Below are 12,375 nucleotides of genomic sequence, written 5' to 3'. Positions count from 1 at the left end.
ACAGTCGAATCATGCATGACCATGAACGCTCTGAAACGCGCGCCAAGCCGCAAGGCATCGGCGCGCGTGTTCAGCGCAAAGAAGATGCCAGACACCTTTTAGGAAAGGGAAATTTCGTTGCCGACATCTCCATGCCGGGTCTGTGTGAAGTCGCCTTCTTACGGAGTCCTGTTGCGCATGCGACGATTGGTCACATCAATATTCCCGAGCAACATGCATCTTGCATCTTTACGAGACCAATGCTGGATGCAATGGATATCACTGCAGATTCGACATTGCCTAGTTATCAGCCCTCTGCTCAACCACCTCTCGCACACGAAAAAGTTCGATTTGTGGGTGAACCTGTCGTCATGACCTATGCAGCATCACGTGCGGAAGCTGAGGACTTACTCGAAGAAGTGCATGTTGACTACCATGATCTACCCATCTATGCGGATGTTCATTCTTCTCGCGTTGCCTCTACTAATTTTGTTCATGAACACTGGCTCAATAACAATTTTCTGACACTCAACGCCGACCGAGATTTCGAAGAACAGGCTGCAAAAGCGGAGGTGGTGGTCAATAGAAAAATCTCGCTAGCTCGTCAATGCATGGTTCCGATGGAAGGAAAAGCCGTACTCGCTTACTGGGATCATCAAGCCGATCAATTGGTTGTCGTAAGCGCCACGCAGGTGCCACATATGATTCGCACTGCGATTTCACTGTTTTTAAAAATGGACCAAGGTCAGATCAGAATAATCTCGCCAGATGTAGGCGGAGCCTTTGGTTACAAGTGCGTGCTACAGCAAGAAGAGTTGTGCGTTGCTTGGTTAGCTAAAACTTATAAACGCCCTTTTCGATATATCGAAGATCGACGTGAACACCTCATCGCTGGTGCGAATACTCGCGAACACCATTACGATATGACGGTCTATGCCGACAAGACAGGACGAATACTGGCTCTAGACGCACACATCACCATTGACGGGGGTGCATATTCTGTATGGCCTTTTACGATTGGCCTAGAACCAGGACAAGCAATCGGCAATTTGCCAGGGCCCTATGACTTCAAAGGATATCGTTGTGTTTCTGAATGTGTTGCCACGAATAAACCCGGCTTTGTCCCCTACCGTGGCGTCGCCAGAACAGGTGTTTGCTTTGCCATTGAAATGACGATTAACGCTCTTGCAAGTGCGGTTGGACGCGAACCTTGGGAAGTCAGGCTCGACAATCTCGTCAAACCCGAGCAAATGCCCCATATCAATGTAACAAACAAGCATTTAGATAGCGGTGACTATCCGTCTAGCGTTAATCGGGCGCTTGAAATGATCGATATCAATCGGATCCGTGAACAGCAAAAGTCTTCGCCGCGAGCAGACGGAAAATTGATTGGCTTTGGAATGGCTACCTATACAGAGCAAGCGGCACATGGAACCTCAGTCTTTGCAGCATGGGGTACACCCGTCATACCAGGATTTGATCAAGCTTTTGTAAAAATTACACCTGATGGCGGTCTCGAAATCAGAGTTGGTGTTCACTCCCACGGTCAGGGAATGGAAACAACGTTTGCTCAAATTGCCAATGATGTACTTGGAATTGATATCAACCGTATTCGACTGATTCACGGCGATACTGGCCAGACACCATTTTCTACCGGGACCTATGCATCCAGATCACTTGTCATGTCTGGCGGCGCCGTAGCTAAAGCAAGCAAGATACTCCTTAATCGTGTTCTTAAAATAGGCGCTCACCTCCTGGGCACACATGCCGACAATATAGTTTTAAAGGGATCATCTCTTTTTTATGGTGATCAAAGTATTTCGATCGCGAATATTGCCGACGCATGGTACATAAGTCCTCAACGACTACCGCCCGATGCTGATCCAGCCGGCTTGGAAACGACCGTAGGCTACAAACCGCGTGTTGATACAGGGTGCTTTACCTATGCAACCCATGCCGCGGTTGTGGCAGTCGATCCTGACCTTGGCAGCGTAGAAATTCTAGATTATGTGTGTGTTGAAGACTGTGGCGTCATGGTCAATCCAATGGTTGTTGAGGGACAAACGATTGGTGGAATTGTGCAAGGCATTGGCACAGCCATGTTTGAAGAGACACCCTATGACAACTATGCACAACCTCTGGCATCGACTTTTGCAGATTACATGATTCCGGGCGCCTCTGAATCACCGAAAATTCGAGTTGATCACTTTGAGACCCCTTCACCTCACACTGAGTTCGGCGCGAAAGGAATGGGTGAAGGTGGAGCGATTGCGCCTCCAGCAGTCATTTTCGGCGCGATCAATGATGCACTTAGAGTACTTGGCGCTACAGAGCTTTTAGATACACCTGTCACACCAAGAAAAATTCTCAACGCCATTCATCATCAAAATGTCGATACAGAGTCTTCCGTTAGGAGTCCTTCGTGAAGGCGGCGCGCTTCGATTATGAAAGAGCCGAGTCTCTCGCTCATGCGCTTGATCTTTTAACTTTAAACCGTTCAGACACAAAATTCATTGCGGGAAGCCAATCTCTCGGTCCCATGCTGAATCTCCGGCTTGCGAGGCCACGCACCGTCATCGATATTTCCTCATTAAGCACACTTAGAAATATTACTCAAGAAGGTTCAATGCTGAGAATCGGCGCGGCGATCACGCATGCCGAGATCGAAGATGGTGTTTTTGACTTACTAAAGGGGCACCCTTGGCAGTCCGTTGCGTCAGCGATCGCATACCGGTCCGTGAGAAACCGTGGCACATTAGGCGGCAGTATCGCTCATGCTGATCCTGCAGCAGACTGGATACTCGCTGCCACAGCGATGAACGCTGAAATCGAAATATCCTCTGCGCAAGGTGCGCGTCGCGTTCCGATGAATCAATTTATGTTGGCCGCCTATACCACCGTGCTCTCAGAAGATGAGATCATCACTGCGATCCATATCCCATTGATAAGAGAGCAAACCAAATGGGGATATTTCAAATTCTGCAGAAAGATCGGCGAATTCGCGGATGCAAGTTGTGCCGCATATTTTGACTCCTCAAGTAAAGTGGCAAATATCGTTGTAGGCGCCTTGGATGGTGCGCCACAATCACTCATTCGCTTAGCCAACCTCGTTGCCAGCGATGGCTGGGACTCCATTCGTCGAGAAACTGTTGCCGAGCATGTCTCCAGCGATCTTTCAGCATTGGATATGCTCGATCAAAAACTTTTCGTCACTGTCATCTGTCGTTGCCTAGATCGAGCATTCAATATCGAGGTGCGAACATGACTAAGCGTTTATCGCTAAAAATCAATGATCGCCATGTGACTCATGAGGTTTCTGCCCGAACGCATCTTGGTGATTTTCTTCGCGAAAAAGAAAATTTGACTGGCACCCACTTAGGTTGCGAGCACGGTGTTTGTGGTGCCTGTGTGGTCTTACTTGATGGACAGCCCGTACGCTCATGCATCACATATGCAGTGGCTTGCGAAGGAAAGTCCGTTACGACGATCGAGGGTTATGACAATGATCCCGTGATGAACAGACTCCGTATTGCTTTTTCAATTCATCACGCTTTACAGTGCGGCTACTGTACACCTGGCATGCTGGCAACGGCTCGAGACATTGTTTTACGAATACCAAACGCATCTGAGCGCGTCGTCAGGGCAGAACTTTCAGGCAATCTCTGTCGTTGCACAGGATATGTCGGTATTGTTGAAGCCATCCTGGCCGTCCTTGAAGATCTTAGAAACAATCCCGATTCGAGCGTTGATAAACTCAGATGTCATCGTGATAGTCTGAATGAATCTAAGCTTGCATCACAATCTACATTGGCATCAACACCATTCAAAAATTTCGATGCTATCAGTCCGAGCTCAGAACAAGTTCGTGTGCCTGAACACGACCAAAACAAATCGTTCATTCCTCAGACAATTAAACCGCAACAAAGCGGTACAGAGATTTTAGAAAGCTTTGATTTGCCATTTTCTGCAACTGACGTATGGACACTCATGATAGATTTGCCATCTATCGCACGATGCTTACCTGGTGCTTATGTGACATCTGTTGAAGATGGCCACGTCAAAGGGGGAATCTCCCTCAAGTTCGGCCCCATGCAAGCGGCTTTCGAAGGCCTTGCATCACTGACAAAAGATGAAACCAACAAAACCGCGATACTGAATGGGACCGGTCAAGATCGACTCAGTCAATCACGGGCCTCTGGAACGATTAGTTACCGGATAGAAGCAATCGGCAATCAAAGTTCACGCGTTCATATTGACATGACGTATGGTTTACAAGGACCTCTCGCGCAATTCTCTAGATCGGGAATGGTCAAAGATTTCGTACGTCGAATGATAAAACTCTTTGCTGAAAATATTAAACATTCACTTATAAATCCTGGAAGTGAACTCTCCAACAACCAGAAAAATTTACGTCCTATCGCATTATTTTTCGGGATTATCTGGGATCGCTTGCGTGCTTTATTTTCCACCAAGTCTCAGCCATGAAACTGTTACTGAGTCTATCCCGTTGTATTGATCGAATGAATGAAGTTGTGGGCAGCTTCGTCATTTGGATCTGCCTTATTGTTGTAATAGTAAGTTCAGGTAACGCAATCATTCGCAAGCTCTTTGACAGCAGCTCAAATGGTTGGCTTGAACTTCAGTGGTACCTCTTTGGCGCCATGTTTCTTCTTTCTTCTGGCTACACACTCCTTCGGAATGAGCATGTCAGAGTTGATATTTTGTCCTCAAAACTCTCTCGTCGCCATCAAATATGGATAGAGATTATTGGGGTTGTTTTCTTCTTATTGCCGATGGCAATTCTTATCATGGTGCTGTCATGGCCAGTTTTTACCGATGCCTACTTGCAAAACGAGCAGTCATCAAATTCTGGTGGCTTGGTTCGATGGCCAGCAAAATTATTGATTCCTGTCGGTTTTGGACTTCTTGTCCTCAGCGGAATTTCACATTTAATTAAATGTGTTGGTTTTTTATTAGGATTCTGTCCTGACCCCATCCAGAAACAGCAGGGAAAATCTTCAGAGGAAATGCTCGCAGAAGACATCTTGTCCAACAGCAAAGTTGGTGCACTTGCCGACACTTTCCCGTCTTTGAATCAGTCGAAGAGTGATCGTGACCGATCACCAAGGATATGAGTTTTCCATGATCGAGTTTTTGACTGCAAATTTAGCACCCATCATGTTCGTAACATTATTTTTGTTACTGCTTTTGGGTTTTCCAGTCGCATTTTCTCTCGCTGCAAATGGACTGTTATTTGGCCTAGTGGGCATAGAACTTGGGCTGATGACACCCGCGATATTTCAAGCATTACCGCAGAGGGTATTTGGCATTATTGCTAACGATACCTTGCTGGCAATTCCCTTTTTTACTTTCATGGGGCTTGTACTTGAACGATCAGGCATGGCGGAAGATCTTCTCGAAACAATCGGTCAGCTTTTTGGCTCAGTAAGAGGCGGTTTAGCGATTGCCGTCATTCTTGTCGGCGCGATGCTCGCTGCCACCACAGGTGTTGTTTCCGCCTCTGTCATTTCGATGGGGCTTATTTCGTTGCCAATTATGCTGAGATATGGCTATGACAGGCGATTCGCCACGGGCATCATCGCAGCCTCTGGCACCTTGTCACAAATTATTCCTCCTTCTCTAGTGCTAATCGTATTAGCCGACCAACTAGGAAAATCGGTAGGTGACATGTACCGAGGCGCCTTTTTACCAGGCCTTGGTTTAGTCTTGGCGTATGTCATTTACACCTTCGTTTTATCATATCTGCGCCCCTCCTCTGCACCAGCCATTCCTGAAACTGCCAGATCATTTAGAGAACCGACGGGTGCTCCCGGCACACGCTCTCTGAGCGTACTGATGCTCATTGCTGTCACGGCTGCATTTGTTTTTGGTGAGACGGTAATTTCAGATAATGCTCCTATAGACGAACGTATCGTCATGATGGTTCTTGTATGGGGATCGGTAGCTTTCATCATTGCACTTCTGAATAAAATTCTCAAACTCCAACTGCTATCTCAGATCGCAGAGCGCGTCACTTTTGTCATGATTCCTCCCCTCGCTTTGATCTTTCTTGTGTTGGGAACAATTTTTATCGGCGTTGCTACACCGACTGAAGGTGGTGCGATGGGAGCGGTCGGTGCAATTCTGATGGCAATTTCCCGGAAGCGCCTATCGTTTTCATTGCTGAAGCAAGCTATGGATACAACGACAAAACTTTCATGTTTCGTGATGTTTATTTTGATCGGGTCTACTGTGTTTAGTTTGACCTTTAGGGCTGTCGATGGTGATCTTTGGGTTGAGCATCTATTGATTAACATGCCAGGTGGTCAAACAGGATTTTTAATTGTTGTGAGTATCCTGACTTTCGTTTTAGCATTTTTCTTAGATTTTTTTGAATTAGCTTTTATTATTGTTCCGTTGCTTGGTCCAGTTGCGGATAAGATGGGCATTGATCTTATTTGGTTCGGTGTTCTGCTTGCTGTCAATATGCAAACATCTTTCATGCATCCGCCCTTTGGTTTTGCTCTTTTTTATCTTAGATCTGTTGCGCCGAAATTTGATTACACAGACAAAGTAACTGGGGAGAAAGTCGCACGGGTCACAACAGGTCAAATTTATGCTGGCTCAATTCCTTTTATCATCATCCAGTTAATCATGGTAGCGGTTGTACTCGCATTTCCCGGGATGGTGACACACTACAAAAGCAATGCTTCGACTATTGACCCTGCGACTGTTGATCTTAATATCCAGGGAAATCCATACGAGAATCCAGACTTTGCAACAGATCAGGATCCAAGCAAGGCCTTCAGATGAATTTAAATTAACGCTCTAAGTATTTAATTTTATCTGGCTTGCCATTCCAATCCTCAGCGCCTTCCAAGGGTGATTTAGACGCGGATATGGTTTCGAATTTTTGGGCTAAATCCGCATTAATTTTGACAAATCTTCTTTGATCCGCAGGAAGATCCTCTTCAGCAAAGATCGCATTCGCTGGACACTCCGGTATACATACAGCGCAATCTATACATTCGTCCGGATCAATCACCAGAAAATTAGGCCCCTCTTTAAAACAGTCTACTGGGCAAACATCTACGCAATCTGTAAACTTGCACTTTATGCAATTTTCAGTGACAACATGGGTCATAGAATCCATCCTGACAATAAGTGCACTAACAATAAGTACACTAACAATCATATTCTACCGAAAAGAAATATTATTTGCGATATCCTGCCCAATTAAACATATCGACTAAAACGAAGAGACACAATATGAAAAAAACTTTCGCTCGACTGGCACAATCGAGTTTAGGCTTAGTCTTAGCTATGCTGAGCACTTCGGCATTGGCCGCCGATCCAATACTCCCTTCAAGCATCAAACTCGTCGTCCCTTTTACGACGGGCGGCAGCAATGATATATTTGCTCGCGCCTTGAGTGAGCAGTTAGGCGCAAAACTTGGCACGACCGTCATCGTCGACAACAAACCTGGTGCGGGTGGTGTGGTGGGAGCGGCCGAGGTCGCCCGAGCGAAACCAAACGGCGGCACCCTGCTTTTCAGCTCCAATTCCTTTGTGACCCGCGCAGCGGTTGATACCAACCTCCCCTTTAATCATCGCACTTCCTTCACGCCCGTCGCGATGGTGGCTCAAGGAGCCCTACTGCTCGTCGTCGCGAGCCACACCCCTTACAAGTCCACCGAAGAACTCATCAAAGACGCAACTAAAAAACAAGTGAACTACGCTACTGCAGGCATCGGCTCGATCGCGCATCTGAGCACCGAACTGATGAATTCCATGGCGGGTATTCAGATGACCCATATTCCTTACAAAGGGATTTCCCCCGCACTCACGGATATGGTCGGTGGTCGCGTCGAGGCCTTGATCGCGACCCCCGCCTCAGTCGGGGGTGCGTTACGCGGCAACCAGGTTCGTCCGATCGCTGTCACCACGTCAACGCCGTCCCCCTTCTATCCCGAGCTGCCCTCCATGGCGAAGGCGATTCCAGGGTATTCAGTCGATGTATGGTGGGGCGTTCTTGGTCCTGCCGGCATGCCTCAGGCCATTGTCGATCGCCTCAACAAGGCAATCAATGAAGTCGCGCAATCACCGAAAATGAAAGAAATATTTTCCAAAGAAGCCGCAACGCCTTACTCGATGTCGCCCAAGGAGTTCGGTGTTTATATGAATCAAGAGCTCGACAAATGGCAAAAAGTCGCCAAGGAAAGGAATATCAAACTGACGGACTAAGCCGACTTGGATTCTATTTTTTATTGGCGAATTTGATTGCTGATGTGTGTTTAAAGGGCGGTGAAAACACAGCGTGATCACCGCCGCATTTTTTGGTGATAGCCGCGGCTGCCTCCATCACTTTGGGTAGAAATTCCTTAAAAATTTTACGGTCAAATCTAAAGACCGGCATACCAAGCGAAATTGAACAGATCAAGGTTTGCTTCGGTCCGAAAATCGGACAAGCAATAGCCGCCGCTTCGGAACCACGCTCTGACAACGAAACAGAGTAATAACTCTGTCTGATGGTATCGAAACGCTCGCCCTTTTCCCCTGAAAAGGCAAGCAAGACTTTACCCGCCGCGCCCTTGTCTAACTCGACTCGCTCGCCCTCTCTGACATGCATGCGAACAGCCCTAGGCTGCACCATCCTATGCAGGCAAATACGATCGTTTCCCTCTCGGATATAGATCGCAACGGTTTCCTTGGTATCGCGCACAAGCGTTCTCAACACGGGTGCCGCGTAATCCCAAATCCGAAAGGTTTCTTGATAAAGCATCCCAAGATAAAAGGGTGTCGCACCGAGCATAAACCGGCCATCATCGAGCCGATTGATGAATCCCGCGTGTTCGAGTGACTCGCACAAACGCAAGATCGTGCTGTGATAAAGGCCGGTCGCCGCAGAGATTTCAGCGAGCGTCATGCCCTCCACACTTTTTTCAAATGCAAGCAGGATTGACAAGGCCCGATTCACGGCCGCAACACCCGGTTCTTTCCTCTTTATCGCCATGACTCGACCTTGAAAATGAAAATAGACATCTATTCTATTTTTGCTATGATAGATCATCCTAAAAGACCTCACCACAATCGATTGACCCTAGGCGAGCACCATGACAGATCAACTCATTTTCGACGTGCATGAAAAGATTGCCACGATTCGTTTAAATCGGCCCGACAAATACAATGCCTTTACTGCTGAAATGCTTGAGGCATGGGCGAATGCATTGCGCGAAGCCTCCACACGTGAAGATGTTCATGTGATCGTCGTCACTGGGACAGGAAAAGGCTTTTGTTCCGGCGGCGATGTCGGCAATATGCACAACCGCAAAGAAGACAGCGCTTATAGCCGTAAACTTTTCTTGTCCGATCATGTGCATCAGATTCCTCTGACGCTCGAGTCGATCGACAAACCCGTGCTGGTCGCCGTGAACGGTGTCGCGACAGGCGCTGGCATGGACATGGCTTTAATGGGTGATATTCGCATTGCCGCACGCTCAGCACGCTTCGCTGAAACCTATGTGAAAGTCGGTCTTTTCGCGGGTGACGGCGGCACTTGGTATTTGCCGCGTATCGTGGGCATGTCTAAAGCACTCGAGCTTTTTTGGACCGCGCGCTTTGTCGAGGCGGACGAGGCGTTGAGCCTGGGCATCGTCAACAAAGTGGTTGATGACGATCAGCTGATGCCCGCGACCTATGAAATGGCTGGTCAGATTTCCGCCCAGCCCCAACTCGCTGTCAGAATGATGAAACGCGCAGCAAAGCAAAGCATGGCGATGGACTTAAGAACACATCTCGAGATGGCCTCCTCTCATATGGCTGCGATGTACTCCACCGAAGATCACAAAGAAGCAGCGACTGCTTTCAAAGAAAAACGTCCCCCGGTCTTTACCGGACGTTAATGACCCAATCAAATAGCGCTACAAACTGATTTCTGGAGAAATGCAATGGATCTGCAAGCCTGTGCCGATGGACTCGACAGCGATGAAGTGATGATTCAAGATCTGGTCGCAAAATTTGTCGACCAGGAGCTGATGCCACTTGAGGCGGCTATCTTGGAGCGAGAAATCAAGGGCGCGCATTGTGCATTGACCAAAGAAGAAGAGGAACCTCTTCTTGATAAATGCAGAGAGCTCGGACTTTGGGCTCTGGATGCGCCCGAGGAGTACGGTGGCGCAGGCCTTTCCAGCGTGACGCTGGTCGCGCTCAACGAGGAAATCGGTCGTACAGTCACACCGTTTTCCTTTCCACCTGACTCACCCAACCTTCACATGTTGATGGCCACGGCAACCGAGAGTCAAAAAGTCAAATACCTCGAACCGTACGCGGCGGGCACTGCGAAATCAGGCATCGCCATCTCCGAACCCAATGCGGGTGGCGATCCATCAGGCATGATTACACGCGCCGAGTGCGACGGCGACTCCTGGGTCATCAATGGTCGAAAGATCTGGGTGAGCCGTATGAAAAGCGCCGACTTTACAGTCGTCATGGCACGCGTCGGTCAAGGTAAACGACACGAAGGCATCACAGCGTTTATCGTGGATAAAGGCACGCCAGGCTTTAACGTTTTACGTGAAATCCCGATGCTTGCCGGACACAGAACCTATGAAATCGCTTTTGAGGATTGCCGTATCCCCGCCGATAACTTGCTCGGTGCGATCGGTGAAGGTTTTGCACCCATGCAATTGCGCTTGAATATTCGCAGACTGCAGATGGGTGCGTGGTGTATTGGCATGTGCCGCAGAGCGCTCGAAATGATGAGCTCGCACGCCAAGCAACGCACGACCTTTGGTGCCCTGCTTTCAGATCGTCAAGCCATCCAGTGGTGGATCGCCGATGGTGTCACCAAAATGCACGCCTGTCGTCTCATGGTGCGTGACGCTGCACGCAAGATGGACCTTGGACAAGACATCCGTACCGAAGCCTCCATGATCAAGGTTTACGCCACCGAACTGGCCACCGAAGTGCTGGACAATGCAATGCAAACCTTTGGCGCGATGGGCGTGACCAAAGAGCTGCCTCTGCATCTGATGGCTCAAAAGGCGCGTGTCATGCGTGTCTACGAAGGCCCAAGCGAAGTCCATCGTATGTCGATTGCCAAGAAAATTTTGAAGACCGTCAAGTAAAGACGATGAACAGCGCACCTCAATCCGGCACAGCCAGCAAACCCCTTGATGGCATCACAGTCATCGATCTGACGCAGATTTATCAGGGGCCCTATGCAACGTTTTTGATGGCCAAGGCTGGCGCGGATGTCATCAAAGTTGAACCCATCATGGGCGAACCCTCCCGCATTCGCGCCAAAGTCAGCGGGGGTGCTTCTTTGCCCATGGCGATGCTCAACGTCAACAAAAAAGGCATCACGCTCAACTTGAAAACAAGTCAAGGCAAAGCGCTTTTAAAACGACTGATCGCCGATGCTGATATTTTGGTTGAAAACTTCACGCCTGGCGTGATGGATCGTCTCGGGCTAGGATGGGAGGTCTTGCATCAAATCAATCCAAAACTCATCTACGGTTCGGGAACAGGTTACGGACTCTCAGGGCCTGATAAAGATAATCAGGCGATGGATGTGACGATCCAAGCCTCGTCCGGCGCAATGAGTGTCACCGGCGATCCAGACGGCCCGCCTCTGCGCTCTGGTTCATCATTTATTGATTTCTTGAGCGGTGTCCATCTCTATGCGGGCATCATTACCGCACTGTTCGAGCGCACCCGCACGGGTCTAGGCAGGCTCGTCGAAGTCTCGATGCAAGAAACCGCTTATCCTACGATGGCTTCTAATCTAGGCTTGGTTTATCGCAGCAAAGGTAAGGTTCCACAACGCGTGGGCAACCGCCATGGTGGCTTGGCACTTGCACCCTATAACGTGTACGAAGCAAAAGACGGACATATCGCGATCGTATGCGCCACCGAAGATCACTGGGTCAAAATTTTGAAATCCATGGGTCGTGAGGACTTGGTCTCGGATGAGCGGTTCTCTACCAACAAAATCCGCGTTGAACATATCAAGCGCACGGATGATTTTGTCGAAGCTTGGACGCGCAGCATCACGCGCAGCGAGTTGTTCAAACTCAGTAAAGAGTTTGGCTTTCCAGCCGCACCTGTGCGCGACCTGATCGAGGTCATGAATGACCCCCACATGCACGCCCGTGGACAACTCGAGTGGTTCGACGATCCCGATCTGGGTCGCATCGTCTTGCCAGCAAGCCCGCTCATCATTCATGGCGCAGAACGTGTGAAAACAGTTGCAAGTCCCTCGCTTGGCCAACATAATGAAGAAATCTATGGTGGAAAACTCGGGCTGAGCGCGCAAGAGATTCAAGCACTCAAAACAGCAGGCGTCATCTAAGCGCCACCATATATTGCGCGATCCACCATTCATCGAAGGAGATA

General features: G+C 48.8%; 11 protein-coding genes. 9 read left to right on the top strand and 2 right to left on the bottom strand.

Annotated features, from left to right (window positions below; genetic code table 11):
- Nucleotides 1-11: 11 nt before the first annotated feature.
- The 5 genes from AC8GE9_RS13645 to AC8GE9_RS13625 are packed head-to-tail and all read left to right on the top strand — an operon-like array spanning nt 12 to nt 6,792.
- A complete protein-coding gene (locus tag AC8GE9_RS13645; protein WP_506677684.1) occupies nt 12-2,405 on the top strand; it encodes a xanthine dehydrogenase family protein molybdopterin-binding subunit in 2,394 nt (797 codons plus the stop codon).
- Nucleotides 2,402-3,244 (top strand): FAD binding domain-containing protein, encoded by an 843-nt coding sequence (locus AC8GE9_RS13640; RefSeq protein WP_506677683.1) that lies wholly within the window; start codon nt 2,402-2,404, stop codon nt 3,242-3,244. Before AC8GE9_RS13645 ends, AC8GE9_RS13640 begins: the two co-directional genes overlap by 4 nt.
- Nucleotides 3,241-4,464 carry a xanthine dehydrogenase family Fe-S subunit gene (locus tag AC8GE9_RS13635; protein ID WP_506677682.1) on the top strand — a complete coding sequence of 408 codons (1,224 nt, stop codon included), beginning with the start codon at nt 3,241-3,243 and terminating at the stop codon, nt 4,462-4,464. The genes AC8GE9_RS13640 and AC8GE9_RS13635 overlap by 4 nt, the downstream gene beginning before the upstream one ends.
- Nucleotides 4,461-5,114, top strand: coding sequence for a TRAP transporter small permease subunit (locus AC8GE9_RS13630; RefSeq protein WP_506677681.1), 654 nt, complete (start codon nt 4,461-4,463; stop codon nt 5,112-5,114). The genes AC8GE9_RS13635 and AC8GE9_RS13630 overlap by 4 nt, the downstream gene beginning before the upstream one ends.
- 10 nt (nt 5,115-5,124) lie before the next feature.
- Nucleotides 5,125-6,792, top strand: coding sequence for a TRAP transporter large permease (locus AC8GE9_RS13625; RefSeq protein WP_506677819.1), 1,668 nt, complete (start codon nt 5,125-5,127; stop codon nt 6,790-6,792).
- Nucleotides 6,793-6,799: 7 nt separating this feature from the next.
- Here the strand turns inward: AC8GE9_RS13625 and fdxA are convergent, their stop codons facing one another.
- Nucleotides 6,800-7,123: a ferredoxin FdxA gene (fdxA, locus tag AC8GE9_RS13620; RefSeq protein ID WP_506677680.1), complete on the bottom strand. Its 324-nt coding sequence runs from the start codon at nt 7,121-7,123 to the stop codon at nt 6,800-6,802.
- A gap of 125 nt (nt 7,124-7,248) precedes the next feature.
- Here fdxA and AC8GE9_RS13615 point away from each other — a divergent pair, with 125 nt between their 5' ends.
- Nucleotides 7,249-8,223, top strand: a complete 975-nt coding sequence (locus AC8GE9_RS13615; protein ID WP_506677679.1) for a tripartite tricarboxylate transporter substrate binding protein — start codon at nt 7,249-7,251, stop codon at nt 8,221-8,223.
- Between the two features lie 13 nt (nt 8,224-8,236).
- On the opposite strand, the gene AC8GE9_RS13610 is transcribed toward AC8GE9_RS13615, so the two are convergent.
- Nucleotides 8,237-8,992, bottom strand: coding sequence for an IclR family transcriptional regulator (locus AC8GE9_RS13610; protein WP_506677678.1), 756 nt, complete (start codon nt 8,990-8,992; stop codon nt 8,237-8,239).
- A 100-nt stretch (nt 8,993-9,092) separates the two neighbouring features.
- On the opposite strand from AC8GE9_RS13610, the gene AC8GE9_RS13605 reads away from it, so the two are divergent.
- The 3 genes from AC8GE9_RS13605 to AC8GE9_RS13595 are packed head-to-tail and all read left to right on the top strand — an operon-like array spanning nt 9,093 to nt 12,331.
- Nucleotides 9,093-9,881, top strand: coding sequence for an enoyl-CoA hydratase/isomerase family protein (locus AC8GE9_RS13605; protein WP_506677677.1), 789 nt, complete (start codon nt 9,093-9,095; stop codon nt 9,879-9,881).
- A gap of 45 nt (nt 9,882-9,926) precedes the next feature.
- A complete protein-coding gene (locus tag AC8GE9_RS13600) occupies nt 9,927-11,105 on the top strand; it encodes an acyl-CoA dehydrogenase family protein (protein ID WP_506677676.1) in 1,179 nt (392 codons plus the stop codon).
- 5 nt (nt 11,106-11,110) lie between these two features.
- On the top strand, nt 11,111-12,331 hold the full coding sequence (locus AC8GE9_RS13595) for a CaiB/BaiF CoA transferase family protein (protein ID WP_506677675.1): 1,221 nt from the start codon (nt 11,111-11,113) through the stop codon (nt 12,329-12,331).
- Nucleotides 12,332-12,375 lie beyond the last annotated feature (44 nt).

Origin of the sequence: Zwartia lucis (assembly GCF_965234455.1) — a bacterium.
In the GTDB taxonomy this organism is placed as follows: Bacteria; Pseudomonadota; Gammaproteobacteria; order Burkholderiales; family Burkholderiaceae_B; genus Zwartia; species Zwartia lucis.
The sequence above is the reverse complement of the archived record's forward strand: the minus strand, read 5'-3'. Positions and strand labels throughout refer to the sequence as shown.

What these genes read in the sequence shown, in the direction of transcription:
- AC8GE9_RS13595 (WP_506677675.1), top strand. Translation starts at nt 11,111, where the DNA reads ATGAACAGCGCACCTCAATCCGGCACAGCCAGCAAACCCCTTGATGGC.
- fdxA (WP_506677680.1), bottom strand. Translation starts at nt 7,123, where the DNA reads ATGACCCATGTTGTCACTGAAAATTGCATAAAGTGCAAGTTTACAGAT.
- AC8GE9_RS13605 (WP_506677677.1), top strand. Translation starts at nt 9,093, where the DNA reads ATGACAGATCAACTCATTTTCGACGTGCATGAAAAGATTGCCACGATT.
- AC8GE9_RS13630 (WP_506677681.1), top strand. Translation starts at nt 4,461, where the DNA reads ATGAAACTGTTACTGAGTCTATCCCGTTGTATTGATCGAATGAATGAA.
- AC8GE9_RS13635 (WP_506677682.1), top strand. Translation starts at nt 3,241, where the DNA reads ATGACTAAGCGTTTATCGCTAAAAATCAATGATCGCCATGTGACTCAT.
- AC8GE9_RS13615 (WP_506677679.1), top strand. Translation starts at nt 7,249, where the DNA reads ATGAAAAAAACTTTCGCTCGACTGGCACAATCGAGTTTAGGCTTAGTC.
- AC8GE9_RS13645 (WP_506677684.1), top strand. Translation starts at nt 12, where the DNA reads ATGCATGACCATGAACGCTCTGAAACGCGCGCCAAGCCGCAAGGCATC.
- AC8GE9_RS13610 (WP_506677678.1), bottom strand. Translation starts at nt 8,992, where the DNA reads ATGGCGATAAAGAGGAAAGAACCGGGTGTTGCGGCCGTGAATCGGGCC.
- AC8GE9_RS13600 (WP_506677676.1), top strand. Translation starts at nt 9,927, where the DNA reads ATGGATCTGCAAGCCTGTGCCGATGGACTCGACAGCGATGAAGTGATG.